Origin of the sequence: Gluconobacter cerinus, from assembly GCF_002723935.1 — a bacterium.
GTDB lineage: Bacteria > Pseudomonadota > Alphaproteobacteria > Acetobacterales > Acetobacteraceae > Gluconobacter > Gluconobacter cerinus.
This window is the reverse complement of the sequence record NZ_BEWM01000008.1, coordinates 1-18065: the sequence shown is the minus strand read 5'-3', so window position 1 is coordinate 18065 and position 18065 is coordinate 1. Positions and strand designations below refer to the sequence as shown.

The window sequence follows — 18065 nt, the reverse complement described above, 5'->3', positions numbered from 1 at the left end:
AGCAAGCGAACGGAATGAGGACGCATGGCGGAAAGCTTCAACTATATCTCGTTCGGTAACTGGGAAAATGTCGAAGGGAACGTCGATGTCGTCGCTATGGGGCGAGGACGTATGTTCGAATACACACCGTCTGACACAGAGAAGAGGCTTGAGAGTCTAGACAGTACCGCGATCGCCTTTCTGGAAAAGCTGCCGACATTCCTATGCAGCGAGATCAAGTCGAGTGGAGACACCGTTTCCATGCTCATCAAATACGGCCGAGTTTCCAACATCGATTCCGGGCGCAAGGAGGTCTCCGCTGCCTTCGAGACTGTGATCGACTTCGGTGAGGTCGATTTTGAGGATATCAATGCGGCGCGCGCGATGTTTGGTACGGATAAGTTCCAACTTTATCGAACCCATTGGGCCGTCCGCCAGGGCGATGTTCGTGACATCCTCGACCGATTGGCCGAGGCCAAGCCAGGTCTTGGCCAGGGCATTGCGGCGAAGGCCGCTCCAGCCGTTGGCGATGGAGAAGTCCAACCGCCACCGCGCGACAAGAAGATTATCGGAGACGCCGACAGCGTGGAGCGGTTTCTTGAGCTGCTCTATAGCTCACCGGCAAAGGCCGGAACCGACCCCTTCTTCCGAGGACACAGCGACGCCCGTTACGAGTTGACCCCATCCCTGCTGCGCAAATGGGAAAATGGTGATTGGCAGTTTATGCCCAACGAGGACCGTCTCTGCAAAGAGTTGCTAATTGCACATCACGACGAGTTCCAAGGCGATGACTATTGCTTCGACCGTCTCGTACGGATGCAACATTACGGTCTGCCAACGCGGCTACTCGATATTTCCGGCAATCCGCTAGTGGCTCTGTTCTTCGCTTGCTCGTGTAGGCCGGATCAGCTCGGAATTGACGGCGAGGTCATTGTCTTCCGGATCGCATCGAACGTCATAAAATACTATGATTCCGACACCGTCAGCTGCCTGTCGAACCTTTCCAACCTGACCTATGTGCAGAAGAACGACATAGACCTCAGTCTCGACCAAGATGCCTTCAACGCAACGGATGTCGCCGGTAAACTTCTCCATCACATCAAGTCGGAGAAAGGCTTTTTCGAGGGGCGGATCATTCCCGACGACCTCCGGTCTATCATCTGCGTGAAGGCGAAGCGCACGAATACACGCATCAAATCGCAATCCGGTGCCTTCTTGCTGTTCGGGCACGAGGCCGCGTTGCCTGATGCGGGAGAGGAAGGCATCGAGATCAGTCGTGTTACGATCAAGAATAAGGCGCACATACTCAACCAGCTTGACCGGATCAATATCAACGCCACGACTGTCTATCCGAGCATCGACCAGACCGCAGTTCATTTGCGGGATCAGCACCAGTCGCCCAATCCTGTCAGAACCGAGCCGAGGACTGCGCCTAACAATCTTCCAGCCGTTTGAATTGATAGTGTCGCCCGGCTTAGACATGAGTTGATGATGAAATGTCGGGCTATAGAGTGAATTCGCGCATGGTGGTGTGCGGCGATCGGCGGCAATATTGGGCCATAGAGGGCAATCCGCGGGGATAGCGGACCATGTGGGATTCGAACGCTTATACTGGATCAATTGGCTGGTTCTTGGTTGTTTTGTGAGCAAATGTCGGCTTTTCAAAGGTCGCATAGGTTACTTGAACGACCAGAATGGGGTGAAAACCTTCGCGAGGGTCATCCATGTGAATGTCCGACTTTATCGAGCGCCCGACACAAAGCCGACATTCCGTTTGCCCCCCTGGTCGGCCTATTGGCTTACAGATGCAGCAGTAGGCAGGGGCCGTCGCCTTATTATCAGACGAACGGTTGGCCGAGAGAAGTTCAAGCTGTAGCGGATGCCTTGCCCTTTGCCAGCCAATCGCGACGTATCGCTATGCCTGACGCAAGCCACAACGCTCCTCCGGCCATAAGGCCAGCGACCTTGCCGCCCATAGGCGCTCCCATCACAAAGCCGGCGGTCGCCGCGACAATCAAAGCCGCTCCCAGAACATAAAACGGGCAGAAGCCCGCAGAGAAAGCAATGGGAAGGAAGTGAAGCCCGACAACCAGAGCCATTGAAGGCCGGAGAAGGTCTGGCCGATGCAGATTTATGACAATGTTAGAAGCGAGGAAAAGGCCGATGCCTTCGCCGATGCTACTCCACATAATGGCACGCTCTTCTTTCGGAGTAGGTTTGATCCCATGCCCGGGTAAACGGATAACATACATCGCCGCGAGGCCGATCAAGAGGAAGCCCAAGAAAGGGAGGGCTAACGCGATCCCGGAAAGATCCAGATGCCAATACAACGTCAACGACGCGAAGACCGCCACGAAGAAACTCATGATGAGCGGGCCCCAAGCCCCGACTGACATTCTCCTTATAGCTTCCTAACGGCAGAGTAGGTCTGGCACATGGATTGGTCGAGATAGATTAACGTAAAAGGTTAAGCCAAAACTTTCCCCGATCAGACATCCGCTCCGGCAGCAGACTTCATCCTTGGACGAACGCCTGTGGGACACGCCTCGAAATGACCTTTGCGGGCCTTTTTTGTGTCCCACCCCCTATGTCCGATAAAGTAAAAAAACGGACATAGATTTATGGCGGAAAACTGCAGTTTTTGGAGATGGAGGGTTCGAAAAACCCTCTGGTTTTGAGGCCTGCTATGTGATTCCATTCGTCTGGTTCTAACTGAGGGAATGGCGCTATAAAGCAGCCGGGTTTCTTTGATGTTGAAGAGCGGTTGGCCCGGTTAAGCGGGCTTGGTGATCAGCTCGAAGCATTTTCCCGGACTGTGGATTTTGAGGTGTTCTGCCCAGAACTGGAGAAGGCTCTGGCCTATTCAGATGGAAGCAAGGGCGGGCGACCGCCATTTGATCCGCTGCTGATGTTCAAGATCCTGGTGATCCAGACGCTGAACAATTTGTCTGATGAGCGGACGGAATATCTGATCAACGATCGCCTGTCGTTCATGCGCTTCCTTGGGCTGGGGCTTTCAGATCGTGTTCCTGATGCCAAAACGGTCTGGCTGTTCCGTGAACGCCTGACGCAGGCGGGAGCGATCGAGGGTCTGTTCAATCGCTTTGATACAACCCTGCGGAACGCAGGCTATCTGCCAATGTCAGGCCAGATCCTGGATGCAACATTGGTAACCGCTCCAAAGCAGCGCAATACGAATGCTGAGAAAGCCGACCTCCGGGCAGGGCGTCTTCCTGAAGACTGGCAGGATAAGCCATCCAGATTGTCACACAAGGACAGGCATGCGCGCTGGACGCTGAAGTTTACGAAGGCGAAGCGGCAGGACGATGGAACCATGCCATCCAGCGATCTCGCTATCCCATTCTTTGGCTGTAAATCGCATGTTTCCATCGATCGGAAATACCGGTTCATCCGGAAATGGAAAACAACGCATGCCGCCGCCAATGATGGCGCGCGATTGAGAGAGGGGCTGCTGGATAAAACCAATACGGCCTCCAGCGTCTGGGCTGACACGGCCTATCGCTCAAAAGCCAACGAAGACTTTATGGAAAAGCAGAGCTTTATCTCAAAGGTTCATCGCAAAAAGCCGCATCTCAAACCGATGCCCCGGCATATCCAGCGGTCCAATGCGGGGAAGTCGGTGATCCGATCCCGCGTCGAGCACGTCTTTGCCGATCAGAAATCACAGATGGGGCTGTTCGTCGGAACCGTAGGCATAAAGCGGGCCACCATGAAGATCGGGCTGGCCAACATCGTCTATAATATGCGCCGCTTCCTCTTTCTGGAGCGGATCAGCCCCGCTGCGTAGCAACCTGATCATTTATGTATTTTTTTGCCTCTCCATATACTTCTGGGCACTGATTTTTTTTTCTGGCGTGAGAGCTCTGTAAAGATCAATCAAAATATCTTCATCTGATGAGATGAGGCGTTTTACTGGTTTAGTTGAGAGGCCATCCAGAAAAAAATTGATGGGAACATCAAAAATTTCAGAAATTTTTGGAAGATATTTTTGAAGATCTCCAGTTCGTCCCGTTTCAAGCGCAGCAACCGCAGAGCGACTGATATTGAGCGCTTCAGAAAGCGCAAGCTGGCTCATCTTTGCGGACTTGCGAAGAGCAAAGAGCTTTTGTGCCAACGCGAGTGTTGGAGATACGCGGGTTTCATCAATTTCAGTAAGAGACGCTTGGGTACTTTTAATCCATTTTCGAAAAAGAGAGTGAGCGCATCTTTTTATATCTAATTTATTGTTCAATACCTGAAATTCGATACTGCTTTTCACCAGATCAACAATTTTTCTAGGGAATTCCTGTTGATTTTTGGGGGTCCAGATCTGTCCTAGAGTCAGCAAGGTTCTATGTGGCATGATTGTGGCATCATATAAGAAAAACCCGGTGACGTGAAGTCACCGGGTTTTTTTTTGTTATGCCTGAAGAGCCACGTCTAGAGTCGTGTCTGTCACCAGATAGGGACCAGACGCAAGAATTTGAACGGATAACAGAGCGATACTGCCTAGGGGGCGATGTCCTAAAGAAAGAAAAGCATTTCCTTCAGTCCAACGCACTGTTCCGTCTTCGACGTTACTCCAACCCGAAAGACCTTCCTCAGTCAAATGCGCGCTGAGTAAACGCGTTGCATTGCTTTCGAACATTCTGATATCGCCGACCAGAACCCCCAGTGTCCGACGATCGTCCACAAAGGGTCCTAGTGCGTCATATGGACGGCTGGCACGAGAGACGATCCGGACGCTGTCGACGCCGACAGGGATCATGAAGACAACCTGATCATTATTGGTCCGGGCTGCGCGGATTGTTGCGCCTGTATCAGTCACAAGGTGCAGGTCGCTGTCATAGGTCAGAGGCTTGGGTGCGGTTTGTACCGGGCAGGCCTGATTTTCAGCTCGGGCTTCAATCTGGCGGAAAATTGGCTCGACTGCTTCACGCGACACGGTGAGAGGGGCTGCGGCATCATCCCAGGAGAGATTACGGCTGAGAGGGATGGAGACGACAGCGTTATTTTGACGGAAAGCGCGACGGTTTCCGGTATCGAGATAACTCTCCGTCAACATACCGTCAGTCATGATGACGGAGTGGTCGGCGGTTTCGATGTGATAGTAGTCGTAAGACGTGATCGAGGTGTCATAGAAGATCGAACGACCGTTTACAAGCATCCGAGCCGGCACGAACTTGCCGTCAAAGAAGAGGCAGTGCTCGGCGGTGATCAGCATGTCTTTAAAAGGAACGCCCTCAGAGATCGCATTTTTGAGAATGCGAACGGGATATCCTGCCTGATCTAAAGCAAGATGCGGACGGACCGTGCAGCGGGCCTGGCCGGCCCATGTCACCTGGCGAACTGTCTCGGTCCCATCGACATATGCTGTGACGTTATCACCGACCGCCAGCTTTTCGACGGCAATCGTTCCAGATGGGATTGAGATGAGGCTACCCGCAAGGAAGCAGACTTCAGCAAGGGACCCACCATTCCCATCACTAACGAGAGCGAAACCTGTCGTTTTGACGCCCTCGATATTAAGGGTGATGGTGTTTCCATTGCTGAGCGTTACGACCACCTGATCGTTGGACGGATAGCTGTATGTTGCACCCGTAGGAGAAACGCCGGCCAGATCTATTGAATCTGAATCACCGGGCCCCGTTCCTGTATATCCACTGATAACCGTACTGACTGTACCACCATTTTCGAGACCCGAAATGGTCAGTCCGTGGTTGGTGTCTCCTACGAGGTCAATGGTTCCGCCAGCATTGTTCCAGATCGTTGCAGAGCCGCCATTGGCTATGGTGACAACACCTGAAATTGCTGCTGAACTTGCAACGGTAAGCGATCCGCCACTCGACACTGTCGTGGTGCCCACGACGCTGCCAGCATCGGCATCAATGGCCCCGCCACTGGTAATGGTATTATCATTAGCAATACCACCAGAAGTAATTTCTAGAACACCCCCGGAATTAACTATTGTTCCAGAAGCTGTACCAGCAACGCCAAGACCGCCTCCACTGGAAATGATTGCATTCTCTGTCGTCCCACCGCTTTTTACAATAATATTTCCAAATTGCTTTGCATCTGCGTTAGATAGTGTCCCGCCAGACAACACATTAATCTGTGCCCCGGAAGTCGCCGTCAGCGACGTGGTATGCTGATTATCATAGGTTGTACCAGAGCCAATATTGAGTGTCCCACCTGGCAAAAGTTGGGTATATGATCCGCTTCCTCCGCCGGCAAATGTTAGGGAACCGCCGCTTGAAATAACAGTTCCTACGGCCAGTCCGCCCGAACCAACGCTGATAGATCCACCTGAGGCAGCATCTGCGTTAGATAGTGTCCCGCCAGACAACACATTAATCTGTGCCCCGGAAGTCGCCGTCAGCGACGTGGTATGCTGATTATCATAGGTTGTACCAGAGCCAATATTGAGTGTCCCACCTGGCAAAAGTTGGGTATATGATCCGCTTCCTCCGCCGGCAAATGTTAGGGAACCGCCGCTTGAAATAACAGTTCCTACGGCCAGTCCGCCCGAACCAACGCTGATAGATCCACCTGAAATAAGTGTTTCATTCTTAACTATACCACCGCTTAGAACTGATACGTGATCGTAATAATCACCACCAGAAGTCCAAGGTATAGGGCTATTTGACAAATATTGTCCGCTGCTAACAATATAAGAGCTCATTTTATTGTTCCGTCATCAACTTGATTTTATTTATCACCATTGCGGAGGTGATAAACTTTGTGCACTCAAACTGCCTTTCGAAGTTTTTGTGCCGCGGACACCACAAAAAAATCGTGGTGATCAAAACGCTCCTTCGGATCATTCCAGCATGAATTACAGATGTGCCAGTTGATCACGCGCCCGGGCGTTTCAAACTCGTTATTGGGGTGGGTAAACCCTGAAATCATGATCACAGGGCAGCCTGCAGACCATGCAAGCCAGGCTAGGCCTGAACTGCCCCCAATAAAGAATGCTGCATGCTTAAGCCAGCGCGCTCGTTCTGTCAGAGGACGATTTCCTGTCTGGTCTTCAGCCCCATGCGGTAAGTGGTTCCATACCAAACCCGCTCCATGTTCGGCTTTCTGATCGATACAGACGACGCGATACCCTTGCTCCTTAAGCCACGTGATCAGTTCGCGCCAACCTGTCGGGTTATTCCAATATTTACATTGGGAACTCGCCTGTACGGCGATACAGACATAAGGCTCTTTTAGAGGACGGCTTTCGTCAGAAAGAGTAATCTTTGCAGGCTCTTCTTCAGGGGAAACCCCGAGGATATAGGCGGCTGTTTTATGTAGGCCGACATATCGAAAATCAGTCGGTTGCAAGTCACATGCCACATCATCAAAAAACACTCTTAAACTATAGGTCCCGTAGAATGTGTCGCCGAGCCTTTGGTCAATGACCTCCTCGTGCGTAAAAAGCGAATATGAGGATACGCTTTCTCAAACAGAGGACTGATGAGGCCTGAAAGAGCGCAAGTGACATGGGCACCATGTTTTTTCGCAAAGCGGTTTGCATAGGGCATCCAGGCCAATGTGTCGCCGAATGCCCCCACCGGGAATTGGATTAGAACCTCTTTGTTTTGTGGGTCGAAGTGATGACTGAAAACCTGTTTCTCTAATTTGACGCCACCTTGAGACTGACTTTCGATCCAAACATCTATGCCAAATCGGACATACCAACGCTTGCTGGAATGAATAAGACCTGCAGGGATCCCGGTTTTCTCAAAGAGAATATTGCCCGTCTCCCAGAAGTGGCAGTTGAACACGACACCCAAAATTGAAATCAAACCGAATGCCATGATGCGTCTGTTGAGTCGGGACTGACGCTGAAGGAGGATAGGCGGGCTTATCAGAAAGCTTGGAACCAAGGGGGTTCGCACCGCTCGAAGCGGCCTCTTGATCACTCGATATCTGGCTCTGAGGCATTAATTAAGAAGTTCCGAATTTTTATCGCGAGGCGCTAACGATCAGTTACTAGTTAATAAAACAAAAATCATCAAGTTAATGTTTTTTTTTATAATGACAAAAACATTGCCTCCCGCGGGAAGGGTCGGAAACTCTCTGGTTTTGAGGCTTTCTGTGTGACTCTATTTCTTCGATCTTGGGGGAGGGCATGGTGCTATGAAGCAGCCCAGGTTCTTTGATGTTGATAAAGAGAGATTTACTCGGTTCAGAGGGCCTGGCGATCAATTCGAAGCGTAGATTCTACAGTGTTCCGCTCTGACCTGGAGCAGGATTTGGCTTATTCAGGGAGCACTCAAGGTGGACGTTCACCGTTTGATGTCGTGCTGATGTGTAAAGTTCTGGTGATCTAGGCGTTGAACAATTTATTTGGATAGCGGAAGGAATGCCTGATCAACGATCGTCTGTCCTTCATGCGCTTTTTTTGGGTGAGGCTGTTGGACCGGGTGCCGGGTGCCAAGACGATCTAACTATTCCGTTCTGTGGCTACAAATCACCATCCCCATCGGCCGGAAATCCACGTTAATTCCTAAATGGAGAACGATGGATGTTGTTGCCAATGATGGCGCTAGGCTGCTGTGCAACCTGGTGCTCAAAAGCCAATGAGGACGTCGTAGAGGAACCAGACTTTGTCTCAAGGAAAGGTCCATAAGTCGTCTCTCAAGCCGCGGCCCTGGCGTATTGAACCGCTCCGGGATTGGCGGAGACTGGTTTTCTTAAGTTATGCTGCCAGTGGGACGTGGTCCATAGCGGCATAAAACTGTTGCTCGGCCTCGGTCGGTGTGATGTTACCGATGGGTTCGAGGATGCGTCGGTTGTTGAACCAGTCCACCCATTCGAGAGTGGCATATTCCACGGCGTCAAACGAGCGCCATGGGCCACGCCTGTGGATTACTTCGGCCTTGAACAGACCGTTGATCGTCTCGGCCAGGCGCTCGGTGTAGCGAATGGCGACGTATTGCGAGCCGCGATCCGAGTGGTGGACAAGATTGCCTGCTTCTGACGGGCATCGGGCGTGGATCGCCTGCTCCAGCGCGTCGAGCACGAAGCCCGCATGTGCTGTCCGGCTGACGCGCTAGCCGACGATGTAGCGTGCGAACACGTCGATGACGAACGCGACGTAAACGAACCCGGCCCATGTCGTGACATAAGTAAAGTCCGACACCCACAGCCGGTTCGGCGCCGGTGCCTTGAATTGCCGGTTGACGCGATCGAGCGGACAGGGCGCGCTCTTGTCGCTGATCGTCGTGCGCTTCGGTTTGCCGCGGATAACGCCCTGCAGGCCAAGATCACGCATCAGCCGCGCGACTGTGCAGCGGGCGACTTCAATCTTTTCCCGGCGCAACTGACGCCAGACCTTCCGCACGCCGTAGACACCAAAATGCTCCGAGAAAACGCGCAGGATTTCGGGCCTCAGGACCTCGTCACGTTTGCTCTGGGCTGATCGGCGGTCTGGTTCACGCCGTTTTCGCAGCCGCTCATAGTAGGCTGATGGGGCGATCTGCAGAATTCTACAGATCGGCTCGACCCCGTAGGCCTGTCGATGCTCACCGACAAACGCTGTCATTTCCGAAAGGGGCGGTCGAGCTCCACCTGGGCGAAATACGCTGAAGCTTTCCGCAGGATCTCATTAGCCTGGCGCAATTCGCGCACTTCACGTTCCAGCGCCTTGAGCCGATCTGCGGTCTCGGCCGGAACACCAGCCCGCTTGCCAGCTTCGATCTCGGCCTTCTTGACCCATTCGTTCAGTGTATGCGCCGAACAGCCGATCTTCCCGGCGATCGACACCATCGCCGTCCAGCGAGACGGATGTTCGCCCTCATGCTCCAGAACCAGCCGTACCGTACGGGAACGGACTTCAGGAGAAAACTTCTTCACAGAATTGCTCATCAGACCTTCTTCTCAGGTGAATAGGTCTCCGCCAATCCCGGAGCGGTTCAGTCCCCGATCGGCTCAAAACGCAGATCAAAAGTGGCCCACAGAACCGTCAATCAAATCACCAAAAGCCCAAAATCAGAGCCAAGGCACCTTAATTAACGGTTTTTCGATTCCTTCAAATGGAAAAACTAACGGAATATAATTCGCACCCTATTAAATTTTGAAATAAAACTAGGTAAATAATTATATATAATAAGATATAATTTAAATGATAACCAACCGATATTCAAGAAATTATTGTATCTTTAAGTATATATTATTAATTATTAACCAGTTAATACTTTAATTACCTAATTATATTACATAAAAATATTTTAAAGTAACACATGGTTGCTCTTTGCAACATATTTAGTTAAAGCGCGTCAACGATAAATTAACGAGAGGATAAAAGATGTCGCTGATATATGGATACAACCATACTGTCACGAAAAGCGGGAGTTACACTCTTGTTCCAGCTTTGCCTGTCCTTGGACTCGTATCGATTGGCGGAGCGAGCGCTAATTTTTCAGGCAAAAACGTCAATGCTTCCGTCAATTTTTCTCCCTCATTAATTTCCCTGGCAAACCCTTGGAGTGTCACCTCAAGCAACAACGCCTTTGTTACAGTAACTGGATTGACTGGTGGCGTTGTCAATGCATTGACTGGTGCGACATTCACAGCAGATGGAGGCACCATTTCCATGGATAGTGCCTCGACGATATCAGCCCTTTCTGGTTCGACGTATAATATATCTTCTGGCGGAAAGCTGATTCTGAATTCAGTACAGAACCAGGCTGCGATTTCTGCCTTAAGTGGGTCGAAAGTCGCTTTCGGAAATGGTGGTGGTACACTTCTGATTAACCCAGGAAGTAATGTATCCGTCATTTCTTTTCAAAGTATATCAGGATTTGGAAACGCAGGATCAACCATAGAAATTCCTGGCGCAACAAAGGTTGTTTCCGTTTCAAAGAACGGAAATAGTACGAATATCGTTACAGATAATGGAAAAACAATCACGGTATCGGGAGATTTTTATGACTATGAAAAAAATAATAATTTATTCCAGTCATATCAGGATGGAAATTTATTCATTAGTTCGACCCCGTTAAATAATACAAGTCAGAACGGGGTCTTGGTTTGCTTTCTGAGGGATTCTATTATTTCTGTCCCCAATGGAAAAAAAGCCGTGCAGGATATCGTCATGGGTGACGAAGTCCTCTGTTGTAAAGACGAGGTGATATATACAGATATCGTCACGTGGGCGGGACATGCGCATTGTACGGTGCGGCCGTATCTTCCATTGGATCAGGCGGGCTATCCCGTCCGTATTCTAAAGGACGCAGTATCCGACGGCGTACCGTTCAAGGATATGCTCATCACAGCCGAGCACTGTCTGTTTTTTGATGGAAAATTCGTTCTGGCGCGTATGCTCGTAAATGGTCGTTCGATCTTCTATGACACGTCGATAACCTCTTACGATTACTACCACATCGAAACTGAAGAACATTCAGTTATCATGGCGGATGGTATGCTGACTGAGAGTTATCTTGATACTGGAAATCGTAGTGCGTTTCGGCAGGCTGGAGAGGTCGTGTCTCTGACACCTTCCCGTAATCTGTCCTGGGAGGATGCAGCAGCGTCTTTGACCGTAGACCGTGATCTTGTCGAACCCCTCTTCCGTCAGATTGAGACACGAGCTGTTCACCTCAATTCTCCTCTTATGACTGATACTCCCTCCCTGACGCAGGAGAACGATCTTCATTTGGTCACAGATACCGGTGCGACGCTCCGCCCGATCCGTAAGAATAATGATCGGATTATGTTCATGATTCCGGCTGGTGTTGAAAACGTTCGGATCGTTTCAAATGCAAGCCGCCCGTGTGATGTTGTCGGACCGTTCGTGGATGACCGCCGTATGCTCGGCCTGCTGGTCGGCGACGTCCAGCTTTTCGAGGGACACGCGACGAAGACCCTGACATCTCATCTGCAGAACATCAATCTGTCCGGATGGAATAATGTCGAGGACGGCCTGTGCCGCTGGACAAACGGAAGCGCGCTCTTGCCTCTTGGATCCCGGCCGATTGGAAGTATTGCGCTCATGGCGCTTCAAGTTCACGCTGCGGGGCCATATCTGGCCTCAGACGCTGAAGCTAACCTACACGCTCTACAGGCTTGACGTGACACTAACCCAGCATCAACAAAACGCTGGGTTAAGGTGCTCTCTGGAAAGCACTTCGGGGATTAAATAAGCGATATAAACAACACCTTAAAGGCCAGAATGGCTTGCAATTGAACGGATATAGCCATCGCACTCATGCATGTCCCATGCACAGACAACCAACGTGGGGGCTCGAAAAGTCGTCCACCTAGGTTTCCTGCGTTTCGGTAATCCTGCTTTTAGATTGAGCCGCATTATGTCTGATATGTAGATGCCGATTTCGGAAAAATTATGTCTGTGAAGAGGCGAGGGCAGTAGGTCCGCTTACGCCTCTCGGACATCAGATCCCCATCACGTCACACCTAAAGCTGCCGCCACTCTGTCAAAGTGTCAGGCAGGCGTCAGGTCGACTGGCGGCCTAGCATATTGACCGTCTGCCGCTTGGGGACTTCACATCGGGAAAGTGCTTCCTGAACCGCCAGTCCCAGATCTTCATCTGAGACAGACAGAGGGACATGCATGACTTTTTCTTTATGCTGCTTTGTATTGGATGGCCATGCAAAGTGGCCACCAGTGGTCCGTTTGCTGGGCGTCAAAATAACAAAATCGTCCACAAGATAGTGCCACTCGGCAAAGACCATATCGCAACAGGACCCTGCCTGTTCACGTTTCTTATAGCCGTACGTTGAGGCAACTTCTTCCCAGAAAGCCAGACGGCGCGCATTGGAAGCTTTCGACATCGCATCGACTTCTTCTCCGTCTAGAAAAGGCTCTCCAGGCTTGTTGAAATATTCGCTGGACAGAAGAGCTTTGCGAAAGTTCTTTCCGATCCAAAGCGGAGAAGCGTCTTTGGGGGCATGCGTACTCCAACCCGTACGCGAGAAATAACTGCCTTTCCAGATTTCTCGGCACTCGATCACCAGAAATGCCGGAGACATAATGATACCGACCTGTTTGTTATGCAGCCACCGGATGCGTTCGGGCGTAAAATAGGTCTGGGTCATGTGATTTCATCAATCTCAAAAGTCAGGGGCTTCGCGCCGTTCGGAGTGTAGGCTGCCATCTTGGCCGCTGCGCCACGATAGGCCTGACAGATCTGCTCCCACTGGGCTTCGGTCGTGCTCTCAGACCGGACACCCAGCTCAAAACGGTAAGACTCAATTTCAGCCTGAGTAAACACGACATATGAATTTGAAGACGCCCTGCTATTCCCTGTTTGATACAGGGTCATTTTCTTCATGTCTGACCAGATCTGCATTTAATTTGTGGGGGATGATCTTGGTAGCTTTCCCTTTTTGTGTTGAGGGTCTTGTCGCTAACGGCATCACCTGACTTCTGATTCCAATGATCGAACGTTGGCCAGTTCCCGCGATGATCCTGCAGCCAGACATAGCCGCCATCCGGACGCCAGTTGTTCAGCTTCTGCTGAACATAAGCTTCGTAAGGCAGACCCTGCTTGGACAGGTTGTTACCAGCGCCAGCATCATTCCAGGTGATACCATTGGTCTTATAGGTATCCGGCCAGTCTTTCTGATTTACAAGCGAATACAGGATATTTGCTCCAGCAATCAGACTGGTGTTCTCCACAGGTTTTGGAACCGTCGTGCGGAACTTGTTTCCATCATTACACGGTGGGGTTGGGTCATCTTTGTCCAACTTCTGGACGGTCTTGATAATGGCCTGATTTGTGGCAGCAGTCAGGACGACTTCCCCCCCCTTGCGAGGAGAGATTGTCAACGTCTGCAGCGGTATCGGCTTCCTCCATCATGGGCTCTGCGCACATGCTGGCTGTCAGATCCGTTGCCTGGTCCTGAGAAACAGCAAGCGCGCTGATATAGTCCTGGAACGTCGCCGCTGCAGGAAGCGACTGATATTGCTGGACTTCAGCCTGAAGCTGCGCAGATGTCTGCGCTTGCGTTATGACCCAGGCTCTTTGAAGATGAAACAGGGCGGTTCCTGTAGTCTGTAGCTGACTATCGGTGGGAGGGACCTGGCCCCAGTCTGCATAAAGGTTCCGGTACTGGGTGTAGGCTTCAGAGGACTGTGAGAGGGGACTATAAATGCCTGCGAGACTTGTGCCGGAAGCGATCGTCGCCTGTGCTGTCGAAAGCTCACTGGCGGAGACTGGCCGTCCGAGGAAGAAGCTGTAACCTTCTCCGAGCGCGGCTGTGACTTCATTTCCATACGCGTAAGAGATGGTCATTTCCTGAAGAGACTGACCTCCGGCGATTGTGCGTGAAAAGTAATCCAGAAGCTGGCCTGATGGCGCCTGGATGTCAGATTCCTTTTGAATGATCGCTGTCGCTGCGCCACGCACTTCGCCACCATAGGCAAACGAAATGGTCATGTCCGCCAGGGATTTACCGGCAGAAAACTGTGACGAGAAATAATCAAGAAGTTGCGTTGACGGAGACTGGATCCCGGCTTCTTTCTGGATCACGCCTGTGGATGCAGTGCGCGCGGCAGATGTAAATGCAATATCCTGCCGAACACGCTGCAACGTCCAGTCCGTGTATGATCCCATATTGTTTTCAGCCCATTGATCATAGGCTTCATCATATTGACCGTCCGTACGACCAATAATGTCATGCTGAAGCTGGTTCAGAGCCGTATGTGCTTCGACACTGTGCGCCATATTGATACGAACCTGAGGGATGCCATACCCTGAGGCCAACTGGTTCTGGTAATAAGTGTTCTGACCGTCATTGGGTGAATTCAGCCCTGCAAGGTCACGATACAGACCTTGAATCACGGCACGCCCGGCATCTGACATGGCAAGCGCTGTCTGCTGGTTTGTAATGCTCCCGCCGTTATCAAGATCCTGCTTGGCGCTGGCGATCTGATCTGCTGTCGGACCGGTCCCCAGGACGCGCTGATAGTAGGCTGTGATGACGTAATCTTCACCCGAGAAATAGGCCAGATCATGACGCACCTGATAATAGGTCTGCTGACGGCCTCCGATGAGACTTTCGGTAGCCTGGATCCAGGTTTTGTCCGCATCTGTCGGCGTGCGGTTTTGAATGTTCTGAATCAGGCCATTGTAACCGCCATGCTCGCCCGTCCAGAGGGCCGTGCCCTGATAGATCTGTGTAAGTGTTGTCGAACTGTTTATAAGAGCGTCTTCCTGGGCCTGGATCCAGGTCTTGTCGTTCTCCGTAACCGCACGCCCCTGAATGTCTGTGATGGCCTGGGAAAGACGCTGTGTAGCTCCGTCTGAATGGGACACCTCAGTCCGGACCTGTTGCAAGGTCCACCCACTGGCCAGCTTGTCTTCGTAATGAAGAAGGCCTGAAGCATCGATATTCCGAGAGAAGTCCGCCTGATAAATTGCATTCAGGGCTGCTTGCGCCGCATCACTGTGTGCAATATTGGATCGCATCTCCGTAAGAGAGTATCCATGCGCCATCATGTTCTGGGCCCACGTGTTCCAGCCGGTATCGTAACTGCCGTCTGTGCGGCTGAGAATATCGCGCTGAAAGCCGTTCAGATCCGTGGTCACTTCAGGATAATTAGAGACGGTAACATAGAACTTCAGCCAGACTTCTGCTGGTGTCCATCCGTTATGTTTGATGTCCTGATTGATAACGCTGACCCAGTTATTATGTTCTTGAGCAGTAAAATCTCGGTTTAGAAGATGTTCTGCGACGTAGTACCCGGAACCGTGGTATCCTACCGCCCCATCAAAGCTCTGCAGAAAATATTTGTTGGTTGCAGCATCACTATATCCTGGAGGTACGTCGGGAAGTCCGCCATGAGCAATATCCAGGTCTCCATTAGCCCACCGAATATCCGTCATTCCGCAAAATTTTGAGTTCAGTGAGATGACTGCTGACCAGAGCGGAATGCTCTACCATGACAGTATTGGACGCAAAGGGGTTCGCGCTAGCAAACCAGATTGTCGGTCCTGCGCCGCCCTGGTTGTAAAGAGGTTCATCAATGGACGTCGAGTAAAGCGCGACGGCGGCACGACTCACCAGTGCCGGAGATGGTGAGACGGCTGCCGATAATGTCTTTGTTTCTGAAAGGGCCGTCTTGTCTGAAGTAAGTGCAGAAGCCGGATTGCTTTGCCCGGACGCAAGCAGCTCGGTCTTGAGCTTTTCGACCTCCGGGGAGTTCTTCCAGTAGTCGACACCTGACGTCAGGTCCTGACCGGAGCTTCCCACCTGCTTTCCTGACAGGCCCGTTAAAAGGTCCTTGATCTCCTGAGGCGTAGGGAGAGATCCGTAGGTCTGATCGTGTGTCGCGACAGACGCTCCCGATTTTCCAGAAAGAACCCCTTCAAGATGATCAGTTGGAGGGACTTGTGCTGGAAAAAGGGACTGATCTGTCATCTTGAAATCTCACCGTAAAATTATGAGTGACAGAATGTTTCTAGTGTAACAGAACGTCAAGAACAGGTTTCGTACTATTTCTTAGGCAAAGTGTGAAAATTTTACTTCAATCTCTCTTTGGGAGCACGTCTTACAGGCGATAGAACGGAATTCCTGGCTCCACGCTCGAATGCTTTACTGTCTGCTTAGGCCCACGGCTAACCCCAAAGCTGACGTTCTGCTACCCCCCTAATCTGCCTCTTTAATCAGCGAGCGACAGAATGCAGCTCATTTACTAACGCCGGCCGCTTATCCAATATCGCCGGAAAAATCTGGGCTAGCCCGGTTGGCTGACAACGCCCATGTTCACAGTTCAGGAGGGTTTCCTTATCTTCGACCATACTTGTTGTCATCAGGCTTTCGTTTGCGGCGCTTAAACAGCCTCTGTTGATCGTGTTCTGTGATGCGCTCGTCAATATCGCGGCTGCTTTTCTCATGCTCTGAAAGTATGCTGACCAGTGGTCACAAACCTTTAAGAAATCTCCACCAGAAAATTTTATTGAAAGTCTTTTACCATAACCTTTAATAAAAATCTTTTTTGCGTTCTCTGATAAAGGTTTTAGGGCATGAAGCGAACTGAACTATCCGGTGGTGTCCGTGAGCGTCTGATCCGTCTTCCAGCCCCTTATTAGCATCACTACGGTGTTCTTCCTCTCCTCTTCTGGAGGAAAGAATTCCTCTTGAAGAGATCGCAGCACTGCATTCCCAGGCCCAGTTGGCATTGGCACAGGCTGATGAGATTGCGCGCTGGCTCTGGAGCGGTTTGTGCCATCGGCTCTCATTAAGGGCCGTCAAATCTTTCAGGTCGATCTGATCCAGAACCTGCATCGTAGTGTACTCGGCCATGATGCGTCCTACCGAGATACTCCGGGAGACTTCCGGCAGGAGGTCGTATGGATCGGCGGCAATGGGCACATTGCTTATTCCGTCTATAATCCTCCACCTCCGGCTGCAGTCCCTCATTTTCTGGAAGAGACCCTGGACTACATGCGGGAAGACGGGATGCAGATGATGACCCAGTCCTTGATTACCCGAATGGCGTTAGCCCATACTCATTTCGAGGCTGCTCATCCGTTCCGAGACGGGAATGGTCGCGTGGGTCGGCTCCTGCTACCCTTGATGATGGCAGCTGAGAAACAAGTTCCGCTCTATCTCTCACCGTATATAGAGCTCCACAAACAGGCTGATTATGCAGTTCTCAAACAAGCACAGCAGAAACTAAACTGACTTTCTCTGATCGGCTTTGTATCGAATGCCATTGTTCAAACGGTTCAGGAGTTACGCATCGCCCGTGAAGCTCTCAGAACCCTGAATGCTGCATGGTTGATCCGCCGTTAATTCCGAAAGGCATCAGCAGCTCTACGAGCGCTTGATATCCTTTGGAATTATCCGGTTCTGACGGCTTTACGGCTGGGAACTTTGCTGTCGATTACGCCACCCGCTGCTCACACGGCGATTGGCCAGCTTTGCTAGGCTGGTATCCTAAGAGAACGAACTGGCTATGCACGCAATCGGATTTACGCTGCAGATGAAGTGCTTGATATCCTGAACCGACCCTTTGCGGAAGATCCTATCGTTCTAGGCGCAGGTACCCAAGTCTAATGCCCTTGCTTTGATCGTTGTCGGCAAGCGAACAGGGGACCTTACATTTTGTCTTTCGAGTAGTAAAAACT

The 18065-nt window shown here is 51.2% G+C and carries 12 protein-coding genes, 3 pseudogenes and 1 other annotated feature; of the genes and pseudogenes, 5 read left to right on the top strand and 10 right to left on the bottom strand.

From position 1 onward, the window contains the following. Positions 1 to 24: 24 nt before the first annotated feature. Positions 25 to 1434 carry an FRG domain-containing protein gene (locus tag GCE01_RS14555; RefSeq protein ID WP_211516783.1) on the top strand — a complete coding sequence of 470 codons (1410 nt, stop codon included), beginning with the start codon at positions 25 to 27 and terminating at the stop codon, positions 1432 to 1434. 410 nt (positions 1435 to 1844) lie between these two features. Here the strand turns inward: GCE01_RS14555 and GCE01_RS14550 are convergent, their stop codons facing one another. Then, complete coding sequence (locus GCE01_RS14550; RefSeq protein WP_099213427.1) at positions 1845 to 2375, bottom strand: hypothetical protein; 531 nt, start codon at positions 2373 to 2375, stop codon at positions 1845 to 1847. A gap of 332 nt (positions 2376 to 2707) precedes the next feature. Here GCE01_RS14550 and GCE01_RS14545 point away from each other — a divergent pair, with 332 nt between their 5' ends. Beyond that, complete coding sequence (locus GCE01_RS14545; protein WP_099213426.1) at positions 2708 to 3787, top strand: IS5 family transposase; 1080 nt, start codon at positions 2708 to 2710, stop codon at positions 3785 to 3787. Between the two features lie 12 nt (positions 3788 to 3799). Here GCE01_RS14545 and GCE01_RS14540 read toward each other — a convergent pair whose 3' ends face one another. From GCE01_RS14540 to GCE01_RS14530, 3 genes and pseudogenes are all read right to left on the bottom strand, one after another. Next, entirely contained in the window at positions 3800 to 4342 is a 543-nt protein-coding gene (locus tag GCE01_RS14540) for a helix-turn-helix domain-containing protein (protein WP_244591255.1), read from the bottom strand. Between the two features lie 57 nt (positions 4343 to 4399). Further along, positions 4400 to 6661 carry a Hint domain-containing protein gene (locus tag GCE01_RS14535; protein WP_167386176.1) on the bottom strand — a complete coding sequence of 754 codons (2262 nt, stop codon included), beginning with the start codon at positions 6659 to 6661 and terminating at the stop codon, positions 4400 to 4402. 1 nt (position 6662) lies between these two features. Continuing rightward, a pseudogene (locus tag GCE01_RS14530) lies at positions 6663 to 7911 on the bottom strand (autotransporter strand-loop-strand O-heptosyltransferase). 195 nt (positions 7912 to 8106) lie between these two features. Here GCE01_RS14530 and GCE01_RS17215 point away from each other — a divergent pair. Continuing rightward, a pseudogene (locus GCE01_RS17215) lies at positions 8107 to 8414 on the top strand (transposase); the annotation flags it as partial. 254 nt (positions 8415 to 8668) lie between these two features. Here the strand turns inward: GCE01_RS17215 and GCE01_RS14525 are convergent. Then, positions 8669 to 9837, bottom strand: a pseudogene (locus GCE01_RS14525) (IS3 family transposase). Continuing rightward, positions 9440 to 9556: a sequence feature (AL1L pseudoknot), on the bottom strand. It overlaps the preceding pseudogene by 117 nt. 439 nt (positions 9838 to 10276) lie before the next feature. On the opposite strand from GCE01_RS14525, the gene GCE01_RS17480 reads away from it, so the two are divergent. Then, positions 10277 to 12040, top strand: coding sequence for a Hint domain-containing protein (locus GCE01_RS17480; protein ID WP_099213424.1), 1764 nt, complete (start codon positions 10277 to 10279; stop codon positions 12038 to 12040). Between the two features lie 383 nt (positions 12041 to 12423). On the opposite strand, the gene GCE01_RS14515 is transcribed toward GCE01_RS17480, so the two are convergent. Genes GCE01_RS14515 through GCE01_RS14495 form a run of 5 tightly spaced genes read right to left on the bottom strand, consistent with a single transcriptional unit; the run spans position 12424 to position 16353 of the window. Then, positions 12424 to 13026, bottom strand: coding sequence for a contact-dependent growth inhibition system immunity protein (locus GCE01_RS14515; protein WP_145995808.1), 603 nt, complete (start codon positions 13024 to 13026; stop codon positions 12424 to 12426). Then, complete coding sequence (locus GCE01_RS14510) at positions 13023 to 13262, bottom strand: hypothetical protein (RefSeq protein ID WP_145995807.1); 240 nt, start codon at positions 13260 to 13262, stop codon at positions 13023 to 13025. Before GCE01_RS14510 ends, GCE01_RS14515 begins: the two co-directional genes overlap by 4 nt. Beyond that, a complete protein-coding gene (locus tag GCE01_RS14505) occupies positions 13259 to 13678 on the bottom strand; it encodes an endonuclease toxin domain-containing protein (RefSeq protein WP_099213422.1) in 420 nt (139 codons plus the stop codon). The genes GCE01_RS14510 and GCE01_RS14505 overlap by 4 nt, the downstream gene beginning before the upstream one ends. Next, positions 13665 to 15818 carry a hypothetical protein gene (locus GCE01_RS14500; protein ID WP_099213421.1) on the bottom strand — a complete coding sequence of 718 codons (2154 nt, stop codon included), beginning with the start codon at positions 15816 to 15818 and terminating at the stop codon, positions 13665 to 13667. The genes GCE01_RS14505 and GCE01_RS14500 overlap by 14 nt, the downstream gene beginning before the upstream one ends. Then, positions 15796 to 16353: a hypothetical protein gene (locus tag GCE01_RS14495; RefSeq protein ID WP_099213420.1), complete on the bottom strand. Its 558-nt coding sequence runs from the start codon at positions 16351 to 16353 to the stop codon at positions 15796 to 15798. The genes GCE01_RS14500 and GCE01_RS14495 overlap by 23 nt, the downstream gene beginning before the upstream one ends. A gap of 804 nt (positions 16354 to 17157) precedes the next feature. Here GCE01_RS14495 and GCE01_RS17200 point away from each other — a divergent pair. Next, positions 17158 to 17619: a Fic family protein gene (locus tag GCE01_RS17200; protein WP_244591252.1), complete on the top strand. Its 462-nt coding sequence runs from the start codon at positions 17158 to 17160 to the stop codon at positions 17617 to 17619. Positions 17620 to 18065 lie beyond the last annotated feature (446 nt).